16 protein-coding genes and 2 pseudogenes are annotated in these 18,908 nt (G+C 69.3%); 9 read left to right on the top strand and 9 right to left on the bottom strand.

The features are described 5' to 3' along the window. Positions 1–31 precede the first annotated feature (31 nt). The 4 genes from F1643_RS02915 to F1643_RS02900 all read right to left on the bottom strand — a co-directional run bounded on the left by F1643_RS02915 (position 32) and on the right by F1643_RS02900 (position 4,508). The gene (locus F1643_RS02915; protein WP_194910556.1) at positions 32–1,261 is read right to left on the bottom strand and encodes a D-alanyl-D-alanine carboxypeptidase family protein; all 1,230 of its coding nucleotides are present in this window, start codon (positions 1,259–1,261) and stop codon (positions 32–34) included. 134 nt (positions 1,262–1,395) lie between these two features. Further along, on the bottom strand, positions 1,396–3,399 hold the full coding sequence (locus F1643_RS02910; protein ID WP_194910554.1) for a PAS domain-containing sensor histidine kinase: 2,004 nt from the start codon (positions 3,397–3,399) through the stop codon (positions 1,396–1,398). Between the two features lie 295 nt (positions 3,400–3,694). Next, complete coding sequence (infC, locus tag F1643_RS02905) at positions 3,695–4,228, bottom strand: translation initiation factor IF-3 (protein ID WP_081506050.1); 534 nt, start codon at positions 4,226–4,228, stop codon at positions 3,695–3,697. A 55-nt stretch (positions 4,229–4,283) separates the two neighbouring features. After that, the gene (locus F1643_RS02900) at positions 4,284–4,508 is read right to left on the bottom strand and encodes a hypothetical protein (RefSeq protein WP_194910552.1); all 225 of its coding nucleotides are present in this window, start codon (positions 4,506–4,508) and stop codon (positions 4,284–4,286) included. 395 nt (positions 4,509–4,903) lie between these two features. On the opposite strand from F1643_RS02900, the gene F1643_RS02895 reads away from it, so the two are divergent. Continuing rightward, complete coding sequence (locus F1643_RS02895) at positions 4,904–5,809, top strand: neutral zinc metallopeptidase (RefSeq protein ID WP_194910551.1); 906 nt, start codon at positions 4,904–4,906, stop codon at positions 5,807–5,809. A gap of 30 nt (positions 5,810–5,839) precedes the next feature. Here F1643_RS02895 and F1643_RS02890 read toward each other — a convergent pair whose 3' ends face one another. The 3 genes from F1643_RS02890 to F1643_RS02880 are packed head-to-tail and all read right to left on the bottom strand — an operon-like array spanning position 5,840 to position 7,474. Beyond that, entirely contained in the window at positions 5,840–6,712 is an 873-nt protein-coding gene (locus tag F1643_RS02890) for a hypothetical protein (protein ID WP_194910549.1), read from the bottom strand. Positions 6,713–6,720: 8 nt separating this feature from the next. Continuing rightward, complete coding sequence (locus F1643_RS02885; protein WP_194910548.1) at positions 6,721–7,125, bottom strand: HEPN domain-containing protein; 405 nt, start codon at positions 7,123–7,125, stop codon at positions 6,721–6,723. After that, positions 7,112–7,474 carry a nucleotidyltransferase family protein gene (locus tag F1643_RS02880; protein WP_194910547.1) on the bottom strand — a complete coding sequence of 121 codons (363 nt, stop codon included), beginning with the start codon at positions 7,472–7,474 and terminating at the stop codon, positions 7,112–7,114. Before F1643_RS02880 ends, F1643_RS02885 begins: the two co-directional genes overlap by 14 nt. A gap of 150 nt (positions 7,475–7,624) precedes the next feature. Between F1643_RS02880 and F1643_RS02875 the strand changes: the two are divergent. The 3 genes and pseudogenes from F1643_RS02875 to F1643_RS02865 all read left to right on the top strand — a co-directional run bounded on the left by F1643_RS02875 (position 7,625) and on the right by F1643_RS02865 (position 11,223). Continuing rightward, positions 7,625–8,184 (top strand): annotated as a pseudogene (locus tag F1643_RS02875) (IS607 family transposase). Beyond that, positions 8,181–9,755, top strand: a complete 1,575-nt coding sequence (locus F1643_RS24320) for an IS200/IS605 family accessory protein TnpB-related protein (protein ID WP_194910546.1) — start codon at positions 8,181–8,183, stop codon at positions 9,753–9,755. Before F1643_RS02875 ends, F1643_RS24320 begins: the two are co-directional and overlap by 4 nt. 115 nt (positions 9,756–9,870) lie before the next feature. After that, complete coding sequence (locus F1643_RS02865; RefSeq protein ID WP_304488767.1) at positions 9,871–11,223, top strand: nucleotide sugar dehydrogenase; 1,353 nt, start codon at positions 9,871–9,873, stop codon at positions 11,221–11,223. A gap of 90 nt (positions 11,224–11,313) precedes the next feature. Here the strand turns inward: F1643_RS02865 and F1643_RS02860 are convergent, their stop codons facing one another. Further along, positions 11,314–11,994, bottom strand: a complete 681-nt coding sequence (locus F1643_RS02860; RefSeq protein ID WP_194910712.1) for a DUF2076 domain-containing protein — start codon at positions 11,992–11,994, stop codon at positions 11,314–11,316. A 402-nt stretch (positions 11,995–12,396) separates the two neighbouring features. Between F1643_RS02860 and F1643_RS02855 the strand changes: the two genes are divergently transcribed. The 5 genes and pseudogenes from F1643_RS02855 to F1643_RS24315 all read left to right on the top strand — a co-directional run. Next, complete coding sequence (locus F1643_RS02855) at positions 12,397–14,409, top strand: tetratricopeptide repeat protein (RefSeq protein ID WP_255542332.1); 2,013 nt, start codon at positions 12,397–12,399, stop codon at positions 14,407–14,409. A gap of 103 nt (positions 14,410–14,512) precedes the next feature. Then, entirely contained in the window at positions 14,513–15,724 is a 1,212-nt protein-coding gene (locus F1643_RS02850) for a putative DNA modification/repair radical SAM protein (RefSeq protein WP_194910545.1), read from the top strand. Between the two features lie 11 nt (positions 15,725–15,735). Continuing rightward, entirely contained in the window at positions 15,736–17,169 is a 1,434-nt protein-coding gene (locus F1643_RS02845) for a UdgX family uracil-DNA binding protein (RefSeq protein ID WP_194910544.1), read from the top strand. A 52-nt stretch (positions 17,170–17,221) separates the two neighbouring features. Beyond that, on the top strand, positions 17,222–17,506 hold the full coding sequence (locus F1643_RS02840; protein ID WP_194910543.1) for a ribbon-helix-helix protein, CopG family: 285 nt from the start codon (positions 17,222–17,224) through the stop codon (positions 17,504–17,506). A 41-nt stretch (positions 17,507–17,547) separates the two neighbouring features. Beyond that, positions 17,548–17,640: pseudogene (locus F1643_RS24315) on the top strand (hypothetical protein); the annotation flags it as partial. Here the strand turns inward: F1643_RS24315 and F1643_RS24310 are convergent. Next, positions 17,632–18,546, bottom strand: a complete 915-nt coding sequence (locus F1643_RS24310) for a zinc ribbon domain-containing protein (protein ID WP_370540443.1) — start codon at positions 18,544–18,546, stop codon at positions 17,632–17,634. The pseudogene F1643_RS24315 and the gene F1643_RS24310 overlap by 9 nt on opposite strands. Positions 18,547–18,908: the final 362 nt, after the last annotated feature.

Raw genomic sequence — 18,908 nt, 5'->3', positions numbered from 1 at the left:
CACGATCCGGTCGGCGGCGCCCCGCGATGGATTACCGCCCCTCCACCGCGAAGCAGCCATGGCCGGCGGCCTTCAGGGCGGCGCAGGCGGCGTCGGCGTTCGCGGCGGGGAAGCCGGTCAGCCGGGCCTTGTAGAGGCCGCCGGAGCGGACGATCTCGGGGCTGGCGCCGGCGGCGAGCGCGCCTAAGCGCTTGGCGGTGTCGCCGGCGCTGCGCGCCGCGGCGGCACGGTTGGCGAAGGCGCCGACCTGGATGGACCAGGGTCCGCCGGCGGACCCGGTGGACGGTTTGGCGGAGGGCACGGCGACGCTCACCGCCGTGCTGCGTTCGGCGGCCGTCGAACTCTTCCTGGTGATCACCAGGTCCGGGGTGACGGGCGCCGGCTTGGCCGGGCTGGTCGGGCGCTTGAAGCCGATGTCCAGCAGGTCGGCGACGCGGTCGTCGCGGGTGGCGGCGCTGTGGCCGCCCATCACCACGGCGATCAGGCGGCGCCCGTCCCGCACCGCCGACGCGGCGAGGTTGAAGCCGGATGCGGCGATGTAGCCGGTCTTGATGCCGTCCATGCCGGGATAGCGCGCCATCAGGCGGTTGTGGCCATGGACCGTCGTGCCCTGCCAGTCGAAGCTGCGGCGCTGGAAATAGGCGTAGTGGCCGGCGTGGCGGCGGATCAGCGCGCGGGACAGGATCGCCATGTCGCGCGCCGTCGTCCGCTGCAGCCGGTCGGGCAGGCCGGACGCGTTGCGGAACACCGTGCGCCGCATGCCGAGCGCGCGGGCACGGGCGGTCATCTTGCCGGCGAAGGCCGGTTCGCTGCCGCCCAGCGCCTCCGCCAGCACCACCGCGGCGTCGTTGGCCGAGCGGGTGACCAGGGCGAGGATCGCCTGCTCCACCGTGATGGTGCTGCCGGGCGCCAGCCACAGCCGCGAGGGCGGCATCGAGGCTGCATGCCGCGACACCACCAGCCGCTGGTCCGGCCGCAGCGTGCCGCGGTCCAGCGCCTCGAAGGTCAGCATCAGCGTCATCATCTTGGTCAGCGACGCCGGGTAGGTCGGGGTGTCGGCGTTGCGCGCCTGCAGGATCTTGCCGCTGCCCGCCTCCATCAGGATCTCCGCCGCCACCGGCGCCCAATCCGCCTTGCGGCTGCCCTTGGCCCAGGCCGGCTGCGAAACCAGCAGGATCGCGGCCAACAGGACCGCGCCCAACAGGACCGCGAAGGCGGTCAGGGAGAGCGGTGGCGTCGAAGCACGGGCGAGCAGGGGCATCGTCTCAGGTCCGGCGGTTGGCGCAGCCCCGCTGCGGCACGGGCGCTGTCGGCTTTGTGGTTTCCCCCATGGGGTGGAGAGGGCGGGCGGAACAGGGCGGAGCGGAGTGGAGCGGGGCTGTCCTCCGGCGGGCGTCAGCGGCCGGACAGCATGGAGCCGACCATGGCACGGAAGGCGTCGACCGCCACCGGCTTGACCAGCACCCGCGTGTTGCGGCCCAGCCCATCGGCGCCGTCGCCGGGCCGGTCGTCCAATGCCTGGAAGGCATAGCCGGTCAGGAACAGCACCCTCAGGTCGGGATCGCGCGCCTGCGCCATCTTCGCCAGCTGGCGGCCGTTCAGGCCGGGCAGCCCGACATCGGTCACCAGAAGGTCGACCGCTCCGGCTTCGCCCAGCCGGGCGAGCGCCTCGGTGCCGTCGGCGGCCTCCAGCGTGGTGTAGCCGTCGCCCTCCAGCACCTCGACCAGCAGCATGCGGACCAGCTCCTCGTCCTCCACCACCAGCACGGTGCCCCGGCCGGCCCCGGCCCGTCCCGGCGGCGGGACGGGGATTTCGGCCGGTGCGGTTCCCTCGTCGGAGACGGGGGCGGAAGCGGCATGATCGCGCGGCAGGCACAGATGCACCGCCGTGCCCCGGCCGACCGCGCTGTCGATGCGGACGAAGCCCTCGGACTGGCGGGCGAAGCCGTAGAGCTGGCTCAGCCCCAGGCCGGTGCCCTGGCCGATCGGCTTGGTGGTGAAGAAGGGCTCGAAGACGCGGGCCAGCACGTCCGGCGGCATGCCGATCCCGCTGTCGCGCACGGTCATCGCCACATAATCGCCGGGCGCCACCCCGGGATCGTTGACGAGGTCGGCTGCGGCGAAGCTGGCATTGGCGGTCTCCACCGTCACGGTTCCGCCGCCGGGCATGGCGTCGCGGGCGTTGATGACCAGGTTCAGCAGGGCGCTTTCGATCTGGTTCACGTCGGCATGGACCGGCCACAGCGGCTCCTCCAGCCGGCGCTCCAGCCGGATCGTCTCGCCGACCGACCGACGCAGCAGGTCCCACAGCCCCACCACCAGCGCGTTCAGGTCGGCGCGCTCCGGCTTCAGCGGCTGGCGCCGGGCAAAGGCCAGCAGGCGCCGGGTCAGGGTGGAGGCACGATCCACCGCGGCGCGCGCGGTGGCGGCGAAGGGCGCGATGTCGGTGCGGCCGGCTTCCAGCCGCTGTTCGATCAGTTCCAGGCTGCTGCTGATCGCCTGCAGCAGGTTGTTGAAATCGTGGGCGACGCCGCCGGTCAGCTGGCCGACCGCCTCCATCTTCTGCGCCTGGGCCAGGGCCTCGCGCGCCTCGTCCAGCGCCTCCTGGGCCTTGCGGCGTTCGGTGATGTCGCGGGTGATCTTGGCGAAGCCGCGCAGGACCCCGGTCTCGTCGCGGATGGCGTCGATGACGACGCTGGCCCAGAAACGGGTGCCGTCCTTGCGCACGCGCCAGCCTTCCGCCTCGAAGCGGCCTTCGTTCAAGGCGGTGGCGAGCGCCCGCTGCGGCATTCCGGCGGCGCGGTCCTCGTCCGTGTAGAAGCTGGAGAAATGCCGGCCGATGATCTCGTCGGCGCCGTAGCCCTTCATCCGCGCCGCGCCCGCATTCCAGCTGCTGATGCGGCCGGTGGTGTCGAGCATGAAGATCGCGTAGTCGACCACGCCCTGCACCAGCAGGCGGAACTGCTCCTCGCTGCGCCGCAGGGCCTCCTCGGCGATCCTGCGTTCGGTGATGTCGCGGGTGACCTTGGCGAAGCCCATCAGCGTGCCGGTCTCGTCGCGAACGGCGCGAATCACCACGCTGGCCCAGAAACGGGTGCCGTCCTTGCGGACGCGCCAGCCCTCCGCCTCGAAGCGGCCCTCGTTCAAGGCGGTGGCGAGCGCCCGCTGCGGCACCCCGGCGGCGCGGTCCTCGTCCGTGTAGAAGCTGGAGAAATGCCGGCCGATGATCTCGTCGGCGGTATAGCCCTTGAAGCGCGCGGCCCCGGAATTCCAGCTGCTGACGATCCCGTTCGGATCGAGCAGATAGATCGCGTAATCGCCGACGCTGTCGACCAGCAGCTGGAACCGCCGCTCACCGGAGATGGGCTCCCAGGCGGACGTGGCGTGTTCAACCTTCATAACAACGACTTTCCGGGACACGGGAGGGGAGAGGAAACAAGGCTCCCGATGATCCGCGGTCGATGCCGACAGGGTCAATAACCCAATGCGAATAGTCAGGTATTATTCCGCCGCATCACGCGAAATATTCCTGAAAGAGCCCTCGGGCAATCCGAGAAGGGATTTTCAATCGTCGGGACCGGGGCCGGTCGGAAAAGGGTCCGGCAACGGGAAAAGAGAGGGAAAGGAGGTGGGAAAAAGGGGCGGGGCGGCGGACCGCCCCGCATGGTCCCCTTGGCAAGGACCGGACCCGCGCTCAGCGCGGGGCCAGCACCATGACCATCATGCGGCCTTCGACCCGGGGCATCTGCTCGACCTTGGCGATGTCCTGGAGCTGGTCGCGCACGCGGACGAGCACGTTCAGACCGAGATCCTGGTGCGCCATCTCGCGCCCGCGGAAGCGCATGGTCATCTTGACCTTGTCGCCTTCCTCGATGAAGCGGATGGCGGAACGCATCTTCACGTCGTAATCGTGATCGTCGATGTTCGGCCGAAGTTTGATTTCCTTCAGCTCGATGATCTTCTGCTTCTTCCGCGCCTCGTTGGCCTTCTTCTGCTCCTCGAAGCGGAACTTGCCGTAATCGAGGATCTTGCAGACAGGCGGATCCGCCTGGGGCGCCACTTCGACGAGGTCGAGGTCGGCATCCGCGGCGGCTTCCAGCGCTTGGCGGAGCGGCACCACGCCGACCATCTCGCCGTCGGCGCCGACGAGGCGGACCATCCGGGCGGTGATTTCACGGTTGAGGCGCGGGCCTTCGCGGACGGGGTCCGCGTCGTAGAGCTTGGCTATGGTGATCTCCTATGGCTGTGGAGGGGTAGAAAGGGACGAGCCCGGGCTAAGAGTCTCAGCCCAGGATGTCGAGCACAATCTGCCGCAGTTCGCCCCGGGTCAAGCCGGACGGCTCCGGATTGGAGCGGAAATCCAACTTTTTGCCATCAACTGCGGCGAAATGGCCGGCAGAGGAGTGGGTGGAGCGGCGGGTGGCGGCCAGATGGGCCGGCGCAAGCGCGGACTGGGCGGCGAAATGGCCGATGGAATGGGAAGCGGTCGACAGGATCGGGGTCGTCATGAAAATCCTCCAGGCCGGATGGGCGGACCGATGGACTCGGGGGCCGGCCGGCTCTTTGTGAGTGTGGCGTCTTGAAACGGGAGCCGTTGCGGCGGACACCGCCCGGCAAGGCTCCGATAAGCGGGACCGGCCCCGGAACGGGCATGCCCCCAAAAGACCGGCGTTCCCCGAGGAAAGCTCCCCTCGATGAACCGGAGGGGGCAGGGAAGCGCACCGCGAATGCGGTGTCGGCCATGTCCCGAGATGGGGGTGGGGACAGGTTTTTTCAAGTTGCTCCGCTCATCTCCTCCTTCTGGCTCTCCTTCTGGCTAAGGAGCCTCCAGGGAACGCGCGGGCGGCCCCATGGTTTCGTCTCCACCGGTCCATCACGAAGGATGGCCGGAAGGAGGGCGGCGATGCGGTGGCAGGGCGGACGGGAAAGCGAGAATGTCGAGGACCGGCGCAGCCAGGGAGGGGGAGGTTTCGGCGGGGGAGGCCGGGGCGGCATCCGCATCGGCAAGGGCGGGCTGGGCATCGGCGGGGTCGTCGTGCTGCTGCTGGTGTCGGTGGTGCTGGGCGTCGACCCGACGGTCCTGCTGAACGGCGGCGACCCGGCGGACCGGAGCACGGCCGGGCGGACGCAGATCGGCGAGGCCGCCCCGCGCAGCCAGGCCGATGACGAGTTGAAGCGCTTCGTCTCCGTCGTGCTGGCGGACACCGAGGACACCTGGCGGGGCCTGTTCCAGCAGATGGGGCGCCAGTACCAGGCCCCGACGCTGGTGCTGTTCACCGGCACGGTGTCGTCGGGCTGCGGCCGGGCCCAGGCGGCGATGGGGCCCTTCTACTGCCCGATGGACCAGAAGCTCTACATCGACCTCGGCTTCTACCGCGAACTGCGCGACCGCTTCCAGGCGCCGGGCGACTTCGCCCAGGCCTATGTCATCGCCCATGAGGTCGGCCACCATGTGCAGACCCTGCTGGGCATTTCCGAGCAGGTGCAGGCAGCCCAGCAGCGGGCGCGCAACCCGGCCGACGCCAACGCCCTGTCGGTGCGGCTGGAACTGCAGGCCGACTGCTTCGCCGGACTCTGGGGCAACCATGCCAACCGCGACCGCAAGATGCTGGAGCCCGGCGATGTCGAAGAGGCGCTGACCGCCGCCAGTGCCATCGGCGACGACCGCCTGCAGCGTCAGGCGAGCGGCACCGTCAGCCCCGACAGCTTCACCCACGGCAGCTCCGCCCAGCGCGTCCGCTGGTTCCGCACCGGCCTGGAAAGCGGCCGGATCGAGGCTTGCGACACCTTCGGCACGGACCGGCTGTAAAGGGAGCAGGCTTGAGGGCGGGGGAGGGACTTAACTCCCCGCCCCGCGCATGAGCCGCAGATAGTCGAGCACGCGGGCGGTGCGCCAGTCGGGGTCGGCCCAGCAGGCGGCCTCCCGCGCGCGGCGGCAGGCGGCCACCGCCTCCAGCCGGGGCTGGCCGGTCAGCGGACGCAGGTCGGCGGGGATCGCGGCGAGACAGGCGGCGGCGAGTTCCGCGGGCGGGGCGGGAGCGGTCTCCAGCCAGCGTTCGGCATCCCGGAAACGGTCGCGGCACATCAGCCCGATCATGTAGTCGCAGGCCGATTGCAGGCCGGGAGCCAGCCGGCCGGGGCTGACCGACAGGACCGGCAGCAGGGGCGCCAGGGTCGGCGCCAGATGGTTGGCGTAGAGCGTCGCCCCCCAATAGCGCTCCGCCGTCTGCCGGAAATGGTCGAGGTCGCGCACCGGCACCAAGCCGGAGGACTCGATGGGCAGGATCTCCACCTTCGGCTTGGTCACCACCACCGTGTCGTTCGACACGTCGGCATAGAGCGCGCCGATCTGCAGCGCGTTCTGGAAATACTGCCCGCGCAGGACGCCCCAGACGCTCTGCAGCACGCCGCCCTCCTCGACGAAGGCGCGCAACGCGCGCTCCACCGGGACGGCCGGCTGCGCCAGACGCTGCAACAGGCGGGCGAAGAGGTCGCGGGTGATCTCCTCGCAGCGGCCATAGGGATAGGGCTTGCCGCCGGCCGGCGGCAGGCCGGCGAGCGCCCGGTCGCTCTCCTCGCGGAGCGCCATGAAGTAACCGTAGAGCACCGCGGGATCGCCGCCCAGGTGGCGGGCGGTCAGCGCCGACTGGCGCTCGTCCACCGGGGCGATCTGCTGGGGCAGGAGGGGCGGGGAGTGCAGCGGTGGCGACATCGCAGGGATCAGCCTGCCGTGGCCGCTGCGTGCAGACGTTGGAGGATATCCAACGCCTCAAGAATCTCTTCCCTGGACGGCGGGGGCGATTCATCCTCCGGCGGATAGCGATAGTCCGTGGCCCAGGCGGTGAACGGCCGGCATCGATCGAGATCGGCGCTCAACATCGGATGCAACGGCGCCACGGCATCCGCCAACTCGTCAAGGTCATGAATTTTGCGAAAACCTACGTCAGCAGCGATCAACAAGCCCTTCATGGTTTTTTCCGCCGCCTGCTGACAATGATAGGCGGCGTTCCCCAGGGACGGCGGCTCGATGGAAAGGCAGGCCCGAACCACACGCAGATCCTCGGCAGCGACGGCCCACCAACGCCCCGCCGCCTCCAGGACAACCTTGCGGTCAGTGCCGTTCATAGACGACGACACCTTCCTGATCGGCGGTATGGGACAAGGAACCGACCACGCCCCGCCTGCGCTCGAACACCGATTCCCGGCACGCGACGATGTCGACCGCGCGGTGGTAGGTCTTGCGCGCCTCGTACTTGCCTCGCCAGGACAGCCGCTCCGGCGGCGTATCGTCATCGACGACGATGAAGAGGTCGTAGTCGCTGTCATCCCCCGCATCGCCACGGGCTTGCGAACCGAACAGGATCACCTTGCGCGGCTGGAAATATTCCACGACCGGACGAAGAAGCTCGTTCGGCACCTCCGCTGCGGAAGTCCGGCTCTCCTGCTTGCCCCTTTCCTGCCCGACCGTCGCCATGATCATTCCCTTCAGCAACGCTCAACCATAACAAAGACTGCGCACGACCGGCAGCCATCCGCCGCACCGAAGCACCGTGATACCATACGGGACGGAGGGTTGAGAGTGTTTCTGTAATGTTCTACATTCTGCTTCATGGCGAAGCGTGTGATAAAACTCTCTAAATGGGCAGCGGAGAACGGCATCAGCAAGCTGACCGCTTGGCGCTACGCCACGGCCGGCAAGATGCCCGGCGCCTACAAGAATCCGACCGGGCAATTCATCGTCGAGATTGAGGAACCGGAACCGGAGACTTACGCCGCGCTCTACGCCCGCGTGTCTTCCCACGATCAGAAGGCCGACCTCGACCAGCAAATCGCCCGACTCGCCACCCATGCCGCCAACGCGGGGCTGAAGGTTGCAAAGTCGTCATGGAAATCGGCTCCGGGCTCAGCGACAAGCGTCGGGAGCTTACCAAGCTCCTCGCTGATCCCGCCGTCGACACCATCGTTGTCGAGCACAAGGATCGGCTCGCCCGCTTTGGCTTCGAACACCTCCACTCCGCACTCGCGGCCACGGGGCGCAGGATCATCATCGTTGCCCCTGGAGAGGTCGAAGATGACCTCGTTCACGACATGATCGACCTGATGACCTGTCTGTCGGCTCGTCTTTACGGCCGCCGCTCTGCGCGCAATCGTGCCAAGCGGGCGTTGGAGGCGCTCAATCCGTGAGCCGCACCTTCTGCGCCCTTGTCCGCGATCCGCTTGCCGACGCCGTTCTGGCGCCGTTCGGCGCGATCATGGCTCGGGCTCGACATTGGCAGTTCCGCGAACTGCACATCCGCGGGCGCGCCAAACTCACCGTTCGCAAGGCCGCGCAGGCCCGGTTCGGCTTGACCAAGCGCCATGCGCTGGCCAACGAGTTCGATCTCGATCAGGCGGTCAACACCTGGCGCGGCACGCTGGAGCACCGCCGGCAGTCCTTGTCTGACCGCCTCGAGGCGGTCGGCGATCGCGTTGCCCGCCTCGACCGGCAGATCGCTGATCCCAAGACGTCGGACCGCAAGCGTCACCAGAAGGAATTCACGCGCCACCATAAGAAGCGCCACATCGGCATGCTTCAGGCGGCGCTGATTCAGGTGAATCACGACCTGCGCGGTGCGCCGCAGGTCTGCTTCGGCGGACGCGCGCTATTGCGTGACGGCGAGACGGAGGCATGGCGCGTCAAGCGGAGCAGCCGCTTTCTGCTGGTCGGCTCTAAGGACGAGAGCGGCGGTAACCAGACCTGTCAGTACGATCCGGTCAAGAGCACGCTCACGCTGCGCCCGCCGGACGCCGTGGTCGAGGAGTTGCGCGCTGAGCACGGCGACCGTTTCGACCGGCATGGGCGCATCGTGCTGGACGGCGTGCGGTTCCGCTATGGCCAGGACCGCGTGGCTGCAGCCGTGGATCGGGGCGTTGCTCTGACCTGGCTGCTGTTCCGCGACGAGCATGACCGTTGGCACGCGCACGTGTCCTTCGACGAGGACCCGGCCGAGGTCGTCACCGATCTGCGGGTTGCCTGTCTGGGTGTTGACCTGAATGTGGACCATCTCGCCATCGTGGTTGCCGACCGCTTCGGCAATCCGATCGACCGCCTGCGGCTGCCGTTTCCTGAGGCGGGGACCGAGGCGGGCGTGGCTGCGGCGATGATCGGCGATGCGGCGCGCGACCTGTGTGCGTTGGCGCTGAAGCACGGCGCCGGTGTCGCCGTGGAGAAGCTGGATTTCGGCCGCAAGAAGGCCGCCCTGAAGGAATACGGGCGCAAGCACGCCCGCCGTTTGTCGTCGTTCGCCTACAAGGCGTTCTACGAGGCGCTGGCGGCGCGCTGTGCTCGTGAGGGGATCGATCTGCACGCGGTCAACCCCGCGTTCACCTCGGTCATCGGGGGACTGAAATACGCAACGGGCCGAGCCATGACGCGCCATGAGGCGGCAGCTCTGGTGATCGCCCGGCGTGCTCAAGGATTCGGAGAGCGTCTCGTCTGTATGCTGGATGGCACCCTCGACGCACCTGGAAGGATGCGCGCGAGGCATGTGTTCAGCCGATGGCGGGCCGCTGGCCGAAGGCTGTCCGCGGAAGGCAATGGTGCCGTTCGACCGCGGCGGTCGGCTGGAGGAACACGACGGACCGGGGCGGCGTCGGATGGGAAACTATCCAGCAACGCCGGGCCTGCGCAGCGGACACGGAGCCGACGCGCGGAGAGGACCGGGTCCGGCTCCCAGCAAGTCGGGGGCGCCGTTGCCCTGGCGAGTCAGGCCTGAAATGTCTGATGATTAAATCACCAACGGTTGCGCAAAGCCGTGCCGGCCGTCACACATTCGGCTGCCGCAGGCGGGATGCCCGTCCGGGCGGCCCAGTCCTTTCGAACGGAACGGCATGATGAACACAGCGGACACCGCACCCGACATCCGGTCTCTGGAAAGCGCCTATCGCGGCCGCAGCGCGCGGGTGGCGGTGATCGGGCTCGGCTATGTCGGGCTGCCGCTGGCCCTGGCGCTGACGGGCGCCGGCTTCACGGTCACCGGCTTCGACATCGACCCGGCCAAGGTGGCGGCGCTGAACGGCGGGTGCTCCTACATCCGGCAGATCGCCAACGGGCGCATCGCCGGGGCGGTGGCGACCGGGCGGTTCCGGGCGACGACCGATGCCGACGAATTCGCCGCCTGCGACGCCGTGATCGTCTGCGTCCCCACCCCGCTGTCGCCGCAACGCGAACCGGACCTGAGCTTCGTCGAGGCTTCCACCCGCCTGATCCGCGACAGGCTGCGGCCGGGCCAGCTGGTGGTGCTGGAATCGACCACCTGGCCCGGCACCACCGACGAGGTGATGCGGCCGATCCTGGAGGAGACCGGGCTGGCCAGCGGCCGGGATTTCTTCCTGGCCTATTCGCCCGAGCGCGAGGATCCCGGCAACATCACCTTCACCACCAGCACCATCCCCAAGGTGATCGGCGGCGACGACGAGGGGGCGCGGCGGCTGGCGGTGGCGCTCTACGAGCAGGTGGTGCCGCAGGTGGTCCCGGTGTCGGGCACGCGGACGGCGGAGGCGACCAAGCTGACCGAGAACATCTTCCGCTCCGTCAACATCGCCCTGGTGAACGAGCTGAAGATCGTCTTCGAGCCGATGGGCATCGACATCTGGGAGGTGATCGAGGCGGCGAAGACCAAGCCCTTCGGCTTCATGCCCTTCTATCCCGGCCCAGGCCTGGGCGGCCACTGCATCCCGATCGACCCCTTCTACCTGACCTGGAAGGCGCGCGAGTACCAGATCTCCACCCGCTTCATCGAACTGGCGGGCGAGGTCAACACGATGATGCCGCGCCATGTGGTGGACCGCCTCGCCCTGGCGCTCGACCGCCGCTCCGGCATCGGGCTCAGCCGGTCGCGCATCCTGCTGGTCGGCATGGCCTACAAGAAGAACGTCGACGACAGCCGTGAGTCGCCCGGCCTGCGGCTGATGGAGATGCTGCTGGAGCGCGGGGCGGCGGTCGACTACCACGACCCCTTCATCCCGGTGCTGCCGGTCACCCGCGAGCATGCGGCGCTTGCCGGCCGGACCTCCATCGCCTGGGAGCCGGAGACGCTGGCGGGATTCGACGCGGCGGTGATCGTCACCGACCATGACGGCATCGATTATCGGAGTTTGGCCACCCATTGCCCGCTGGTGGTCGACACCCGCAACGCGATGCGGACCGTGGAGGGCTTCGCCGACCGCATCGTGAAGGCCTGAGAAAACCGGGCGCCTGAAGAAACCCGGGCCGCGGAAGAAGGGCGGGCCGCCTCCCTCCCGCGGGCCTTCTCCCGCGAACCGGTGCGGGGCTCAGAGTTCCTCTTCGCCGCCGAAATCGCCCCAGCCGCTGTCCTCGACCGTCTGTTCGACATGGTCGGTGGCGGCGGTGGCCGCATCGGTGGCGGCGGTCGCGGCCTCAGCCGCCACCGCCTCGCCGCCGGAGAACATGCTGGACAGCGCGCTGCCGATCAGCATGCCGCCGGCGACGCCGGCCGCCGTCTGCATGGCGCCGGCCATGAAGCCGCCGCCGGCCCGCGGCTGCTGGGCATAGCCGGCGACGCGCGGGTCGCCGTAGGCGGGAGTGCCGGGAGCAGCCGGCGGACGGCCCCAGGGCGAACCGGCCGGCGAACCGGACGGCATGGCGGCGGCAGCCGGGGCCGCCGCCGGATATGACGGCTGCGGAGCGGGACGGCTGGCGCCGCCGAACAGGCTGCCGAACAGACCGCCACCGCCGGACTGGGCCGGGGCGGCGGCAGGGGCGGGACGCTCGCGCAGCTGACGCTCCAGCTCCTCGTTGCGGCCCTGGGAGGCGGCGAGCGCCTGCTCCATCATCACGATGGCCTGCGCCATCAGATAGGGGGCGGCCGGCTGGCGGGCGATCCGTTCGCGGATCAGCGCCTCGGCCTCGGGATCGCGCGGGCCGGATTGCGCCTCGGCCTGATGCAGCTTGGCGAACAAGTCGTCGATGATCTGGCGTTCGGTGTGGTCCATGGCGATGCTCGTCTTCATGAAGAGGTTGAAAGAAAGGTTCCGCTGCCGGCGCCGACTGCCCGAAGCGGCGCAAGGGTGCGGCCGCGCGCCGGAGGGGCAGCGCGCGTCGGGGAAGCGGCGGGAGCGGGAAGGGCCGGAAGCCGGGGGCGGCATCTCGGCGATGCTCCAAGGGGTGAGGACATCAGTCCCTCCAAGTGCGGTCACGCCCGTCGGCGCAAAAGCAGGTGAAGAGATCCGACATCGCGACCACGTCTAAGTCGCCAGAGGGGCCCGGATCCAGGTGATGAGCACGTGGCCCCGTCCCGCTTTCCTGTCAAGACGGCACCCGCACAATTTGCGCCCCAAGGGGGCCGGGCCTGGACGGGGCCTGGACCGGCGATTTCCCCCATCCTATAAGAGGCTATGGCAACATTGCAGGAAGCGCTGATCGCAGCGCTGGATCATCAGGAGGCCGGGCGCTTCGGCGAAGCCGATATCCTGTATCGCCGCATCCTCGATGCCGCCCCCGGCCATCCCCATGCGCTTCACCTATGGGGCATCCTGGCAGCGCTGACCGGCCGGCCGGAGGACGCCGCAGGCCGGATCGCGCAGGCCATCGCCGTCACTCCCGACGTCGCCGATTTCCATGTCAATCTGGCGCGGATCCAGGCCGCGCTGAACCGGCCCGACCGGGCCGCCCGGCATTACGCCCATGCCGTCACCCTGCGGCCGGACGAGGCGGGGACACGCTTCCAACTGGCGGGATTGCTCCAGGATCTGGGACGGCTGGCCGAGGCCGAGGAGCAGTATGAGGCACTGCTGACGGCGGCGCCGCTCCATGCCGACCTCCACCTGAACCGTGCGCTGCTGTGCGAGGCGCAGGGGCAGGTTTCGAGGGCGCGGGACGGCTTCCGCACGGTGCTGATGCTGGAGCCGGCGTCCCCCAAGGCGCTGCTGCGGCTTGCCGCCATGGAGCAGGGGGCGGGGCGAAATGGTGCCGCCCTGGCCATCCACCGTCGCGGCATGATCGCCCTGGGAAACCTGTCGGATGCCTGGCCGTTCACCACCCTGGCCACGCTGCTGGCGGGGGAGGGGCTGCCGGAGCGGGCGGCGGAGGCCGCACGCATCGCCGTGACGCTCGCGCCCGACGACCCCGTCCTGTGGAACGAGCTTGCCAACCGACTGAAGGGCGTGGGCCGGCAGGGGGACTCCCTTGCGGAGTCGGTGGCCGGCTATGGCCGCGGGCTGGTCCTGCTGCCGGGAAATCCCGTGCTGCTGAACAACCGCGCCGACGGCTGGCTGAAGCTGGGAAGGCTGGAGCGGGCGGAGCAGGACGCGCGGGCCGCGGTCGCGGCGGACGCCGGCTTCGCCACGGGCTGGAACACGCTGGGCTCCGCCCTGATGGCGCGGGGAGATGCCGGGAACGCGCTGGACGCCTACGACCAGGCGATGCAGGCCGACCCGGCCAACCACGCTCAGGCCCGCTTCAACCGCTCCATCGCCCTGCTGACGCTCGGCCGGCTGGCGGAGGGGTGGGACGAGTATGAACAGGGTTGGGCCGTGGCCTCCGGCCGGTTCCCGCGGGTCGGATTTCCCCAGCCGTTTTGGGACGGGCAGCCCTTGGCCGATGGCGGGCGGGGCGACGGCAGCCTGCTGGTGTGGGGCGAACAGGGGCTGGGCGACGAGGTGATGTTCGCCAGCCTGATCCCACAGCTGGCCGGGGAAGGCATGCGGGTGGTGCTGGACTGCGACGCGCGGCTCGCCCCGCTGTTTGCCCGCGGCCTGCCCGGTGTCACCGTGGTTGCGCGCAGCGAACCGTTGAGCCGCCGGCTGACCGCGCCGGATGTGGCCGCACAAACCCCGGCCGGCAGCCTGCCGCGCCTGATGCGCCGGCGGATGGAGGATTTCGCCGGCCGCCAGCCTCCCTTCCTGAAGGCCGATCCCAGGCGGGTGGCGGAACTGCGGCAGCGGATCGGGGACGGCCATGGACATGGATATCGGCTGGTCGGGCTTTCCTGGAGCAGCAAGAACGCCTCGGTCGGGCATCTGCGCTCCATCCCGCTCGACCGGCTGGCCGGGGCACTGGACGGGACGGATGTCAAACTGGTCAGCCTGCAATATGGCGACGTCGCCGCGGAGGCCGCCGCCGCCGGCATCGCCGATCCGGGGCTGGATGCCTGGGCCGACATCGACGGGCTGGCGGCGCTGATCACCGCCATGGATCTGGTGGTGTCGGTGGACAACTCGACCGTCCATCTCGCCGGCGGGTTGGGGCACCCGACCTGGGCGTTGCTTCCCCACGCCGCCGACTGGCGCTGGATGCAGGGGCGCCGCGACACGGTCTGGTATCCGTCGGTCCGGCTGTTCCGGCAGGGCGCGCCGGGCGACTGGGACGGCGTGCTGCGGGAGCTGGGCGAGGCGATTCGGCAGGGCTGAAGGGACGGGCCGGAGGCGCGATTTTGCCCCCGCCATTCGGCTTGCCTTTTGCTTTCAAAAGAACATATTGCGAACATCTTCAAGAGAGAGGGAAGCCTCCACGGTGGATGACGCGCTGCTCGAAAAGCTCGGGATTCTGGCCGACGCGGCGAAGTACGACGCCTCCTGCGCGTCCTCGGGCGCCAAGCGGCGGACGGGCGGGCCGGACGGCATCGGCTCGACCACCGGGGCCGGCATCTGCCACGCCTATACGCCGGACGGGCGCTGCGTCTCGCTGCTCAAGATCCTGCTGACCAACTACTGCCTGTTCGACTGCGCCTACTGCATCAACCGCCGCTCCTCCAACGTGCGCCGCGCGCGGTTCAGCGTCGATGAGGTGGTCCGGCTGACGCTGGGCTTCTACAAGCGCAACTGCATCGAGGGGCTGTTCCTGTCCTCCGGCATCATCCGCTCGCCCGATTACACCATGGAGCAGCTGATGCTGGTGGCGCGCACGCTGCGGCGCGACCATGGCTTCGCCGGCTACATCCACCTGAAGACGATCCCGGAGGCCAGCCCCTGGCTGATCGAGCAGGCCGGGCTGTGGGCCGACCGGCTGTCGATCAACCTGGAACTGGCCTCCGACCGCAGCCTGAAGGAGTTCGCGCCGGAGAAGGACGGCGGCGCGATCAAGGCGGTGATGGGGCAGGTGGGCGAGCGCATCCTGGAGGCCAAGGAGGAAAAGCGCCGCTTCTCCCCCGCCGGGCAGAGCACCCAGATGATCGTCGGCGCCGATGCCTCCACCGACCTGTCGGTGCTGGAGACCAGCGAAACGCTCTATCGCCGCTATGGGCTGCGCCGGGTCTATTATTCGGCCTTCAGCCCGATCCCGGAGGCCAGCTCCGCCCTGCCGGCCAAGCCGCCGCCGCTGCAGCGCGAGAACCGGCTGTACCAGGCCGACTGGCTGCTGCGCTATTACGGCTTCACGGTGGAGGAGATCGCCGCCGGGGGCGAGGGCGGGATGCTGGACCTCGGCATCGACCCCAAGCTGGCCTGGGCCCTGAAGAACCGCGAGCGCTTCCCGGTCGACGTCAACAGTGCCGACCGCGAGATGCTGTTGCGCGTGCCGGGGCTGGGGGCGCGGGCGGTCGACAAGATCGTCGAGGCGCGGCGCCACACCACCTTGCGGCTAGAGGATGTGGCGCGGCTGTCGTCGGGGCTGAAGCGGGCGCGCGCCTTCCTGATCGCCGCCGACCACCATCCGGGCGGGCTGACCGATCGCGCCGACCTGCGGCAAAGGCTGGTGGCGCCGCCCAAGCAGCTCAGCCTGTTCTGAGGTTCTGAATCATGCATCGCGTCGAACTGAAGGGCGGCGCCGACCTGGACGGCTTCCGCCGTGCGCTGCGCGGGCTGGTCGCCCTGGGCGTGGAGCCGGATGAGGTGGATTGGAGCGGCGGGGAGGCACCGTCGCTGTTCGGGGATGCCGCCCCCTTGCCGGCGGACGCGCCGCCGGTTCCGCTGCCGCGCCCGGTGGGAGCGCTGATCGAAAGCGTGGTCTGCCACCGTGATCCGGAACGCTACGCCCTGCTCCACCGGCTGGTCCGGCGGGTGCTGCGGGGGGAGCGCGACATGCTCGACCACCATGCCGACCCGCTGGTGCACCGGCTGGCGCTGCTGGACAAGGCGGTGCGGCGCGACCTGCACAAGATGCACGCCTTCCTGCGCTTCCGCGAGGTGCGGGATCCGGCCAGCTCCGAAGGTCCGGGGGGCGAGCGCTATGTCGCGTGGTTCGAGCCCGACCATTTCATCGTCGAGGCCACCGCCCCCTTCTTCGTCGAGCGGTTCGAGAGCCTGGTCTGGTCGATCCTGACGCCGGTGGGATCGCTGCATTGGGACCGGCGGTCGCTCACCGTCGGACCAGCGGCTTTGAGGCCGGAGGGGCTCGACCGCGACGACCGCTTCGCCGAGGGCTGGCAGCGCTATTACGAGAGCACCTTCAACCCGGCGCGGGTGAACCCCACCGCGATGCGGGCGGAGATGCCGCGGAAATACTGGGCCAACCTGCCGGAAGCCGCCGCCATTCCGGCCATGATCCGCTCCGCCCCCGCCCGCGTCCAGGCGATGATCGAGGCGGAGGCCGCGGCCCCGCGCCGCCGCAACCCCGACAAGGCCGTCGCCGCCATGGCCCGGCAGGAGCCGGCGACGCTGGCCGAGTTGAACCGCATCATCCGGGCCGCGGATCCATTAGTGCCGGGGGCGACGCAGGCGGTGCTGGGCGAGGGGCCAGAGGGAGCGGCCATCGCCATCGTCGGCGAGCAGCCGGGCGACCAGGAGGACCTGGAGGGCCGGCCCTTCGTCGGTCCCGCCGGCCAGCTGCTGACCCGCGCGCTGGAGGAGGCCGGGATCGAGCGCCGCGCCGCCTACCTGACCAACGCGGTGAAGCATTTCAAGTTCGTCGCCCGCGGCAAGCGCCGCCTGCACCAGTCGCCGACCGCCGGCGAGGTCAAGCATTACCGCTGGTGGCTGATGAAGGAGCTGTCCTTCGTCCGTCCGCGGCTGGTGGTGACGCTGGGCGCCACCGCGGCCCTCGCGCTGACCGGGCGCAGCGTCTCGGTCCTGCGGGAGCGCGGCCCGATAGGGTTCGGCGATTGGAGCGGCTTCATCACCGTCCACCCGTCCTACCTGCTGCGCCTGCCGGCCGGGGAGGCGGCGGAGCAGGCCTATCGCGACTTCGTCACCGACCTGCGGCGGGCGCGGGAGATGGTGGAAGGGGTGGGTTGACGGTCTCGATAAGTATGATCAAGTATGATCAAGTATTCCATGAGGAGTCGTCATGGCCGAGATCGAACGTCTGACCATCACATTGCCGGCCGCCATGGCGGCAGCCGTGAAGGGCGCCGTTGCTGGCGGCGACTATGCGTCGAGCAGTGAGGTCATCCGCGAGGCGCTGCGCGACTGGGCCGTGAAGCGCGCCCTGCAGCGCCAGGAGTTCGCGTCGCTAAAGGCGGACATCGACCGGGGCATGGCCGATCTTGCCGAAGGGCGCCTGACGGACTTCGATGCCGACCGGATCGCCGAACGGGGAAAAGCATTATCCGCCCGCTCCCGCTCCGCCTGACCGAGGCGGCGGAAGCCGATCTCGCCGAACTCTGGGCTCATGTGGCGGCAGAGTCCTCCAAAACGGTGGCAACCGGTTTCATCCGGGCCATCGAAGCCACGCTTCAGCCCTTGTGTCGCTTCCCTTTATCGGGGGCCGCCCGCGACGAGCTCGCTGCCGGTCTGCGGGTGACCTTCCACCGTGCCTACGCGATCTATGGGCACTCTTGCGTTGAGTCCTACAGCCACAAGGGCTGGTGTCGTCGGCAAGTTCCCCAGGTCGCTTGCGCTTCCCAGGGCTAACCTCGCCGCACTGGCCCAGTCCCGGAAATACGGGTTGGTCCATCGCGGGTCGGCGGGCAGGCCCCGTTGCCCCTTCCGACCGGGGTCCGGAGGCAAGGTCCGAGCCCGCGGCCACCGCTCGTTGAATCGGCATACCAATTCAGCGAGGGCTGCGCTCTTCGTGCGCCCAACGGGCGTGGTCTCAGGAGACGAACGTCGCTCCCCCACGTTCCGCCCAGCATTCACGTCGGCGCTCATCCTCGCCCCACACCAGCGGCAGCGAAAGCGCGCCTGCTCCGTGCGGTTGCGAGAATCGACGTAGCCGCAGCAGTTGCACTGCTGCGACGAATAGGCCGGGTTCACCTCCTCCGAAGTGACGCCCAACTCCTCCTCCAGAGCGGTCAACTTGGCAATGATCACGCCGCGCCCGCAGTTCTGGAGAATCCGGTTCAGCCGGGCCGAAAGCCCCGGGGAGCGAAAGCGCAGGCGTTCCAGCACCAGATGTTTTGGCCGTCGCAGAGAGATGATCCGGTTCAGCACCCGGTTCACTTCCGCCTTGATGAACCCGCGGATGGTGGTGACCAAGCGGCGGTAGCATTCACTGTCGCGCGGCTTACCGCCAGAGCGCTGGATGTGGCGGGCCAACGTAGTGAGGCGCTGGTCGTAGCGTATGAGCGCATCGTAGACGCCGCGGCCGAGGAGGTCGCCCTCGCTGGTGGCGAACAGCGCTTTCAGGCCGAAGTCGAGCGCGATGAACGCGGCCTTCGGCGCGTAAGCCATCTTGACCGCCGCGGCATGGTCTGTGATGTCAGTGACGACGCCGAAAGTGACGGCCTTGGTTTCGCGGTCCTGGCTGACCTGGATGGTCAGCTTGCGCGCGCCCCGGCGCCGTTCGAACGGCGCAGTGGTGCGTAGCGGGATCCACACCGTGTTGTAGGCTCTCTCCGACGTGCCGTCGGGCTTCGTGCGGTGCTCCAACGTGGCCAGCTTGAGCCAGTAGGCGAAGCGTGGCGCCGCCGGGCCAACGATCGCTTCGTCCGTTGGCGCGCGGCCCGTCGCGTTGCGCGTCCGCTCAAGTGTCGCTTGGCGCTGGTCGATCTGCATGCTGGTACGGTGCATGCTGGGCCGGCTATGCCGGGACA

This window comes from Azospirillum sp. INR13, from assembly GCF_015390205.1.
In the GTDB taxonomy this organism is placed as follows: domain Bacteria; phylum Pseudomonadota; class Alphaproteobacteria; order Azospirillales; family Azospirillaceae; genus Azospirillum.
Note: the sequence above shows the minus strand (reverse complement) of the source record. Positions and strands in the feature narration are given on the sequence as shown.

What these genes read in the sequence shown, in the direction of transcription:
- F1643_RS24310 (WP_370540443.1), bottom strand. Translation starts at nt 18,546, where the DNA reads ATGGCTTACGCGCCGAAGGCCGCGTTCATCGCGCTCGACTTCGGCCTG.
- F1643_RS02885 (WP_194910548.1), bottom strand. Translation starts at nt 7,125, where the DNA reads ATGAACGGCACTGACCGCAAGGTTGTCCTGGAGGCGGCGGGGCGTTGG.
- F1643_RS02840 (WP_194910543.1), top strand. Translation starts at nt 17,222, where the DNA reads ATGGCCGAGATCGAACGTCTGACCATCACATTGCCGGCCGCCATGGCG.
- F1643_RS02880 (WP_194910547.1), bottom strand. Translation starts at nt 7,474, where the DNA reads ATGGCGACGGTCGGGCAGGAAAGGGGCAAGCAGGAGAGCCGGACTTCC.
- F1643_RS02895 (WP_194910551.1), top strand. Translation starts at nt 4,904, where the DNA reads ATGCGGTGGCAGGGCGGACGGGAAAGCGAGAATGTCGAGGACCGGCGC.
- F1643_RS02890 (WP_194910549.1), bottom strand. Translation starts at nt 6,712, where the DNA reads ATGTCGCCACCGCTGCACTCCCCGCCCCTCCTGCCCCAGCAGATCGCC.
- F1643_RS02845 (WP_194910544.1), top strand. Translation starts at nt 15,736, where the DNA reads ATGCATCGCGTCGAACTGAAGGGCGGCGCCGACCTGGACGGCTTCCGC.
- F1643_RS02865 (WP_304488767.1), top strand. Translation starts at nt 9,871, where the DNA reads ATGATGAACACAGCGGACACCGCACCCGACATCCGGTCTCTGGAAAGC.
- F1643_RS02900 (WP_194910552.1), bottom strand. Translation starts at nt 4,508, where the DNA reads ATGACGACCCCGATCCTGTCGACCGCTTCCCATTCCATCGGCCATTTC.
- F1643_RS02860 (WP_194910712.1), bottom strand. Translation starts at nt 11,994, where the DNA reads ATGGACCACACCGAACGCCAGATCATCGACGACTTGTTCGCCAAGCTG.
- F1643_RS02910 (WP_194910554.1), bottom strand. Translation starts at nt 3,399, where the DNA reads ATGAAGGTTGAACACGCCACGTCCGCCTGGGAGCCCATCTCCGGTGAG.
- F1643_RS02855 (WP_255542332.1), top strand. Translation starts at nt 12,397, where the DNA reads ATGGCAACATTGCAGGAAGCGCTGATCGCAGCGCTGGATCATCAGGAG.
- F1643_RS02915 (WP_194910556.1), bottom strand. Translation starts at nt 1,261, where the DNA reads ATGCCCCTGCTCGCCCGTGCTTCGACGCCACCGCTCTCCCTGACCGCC.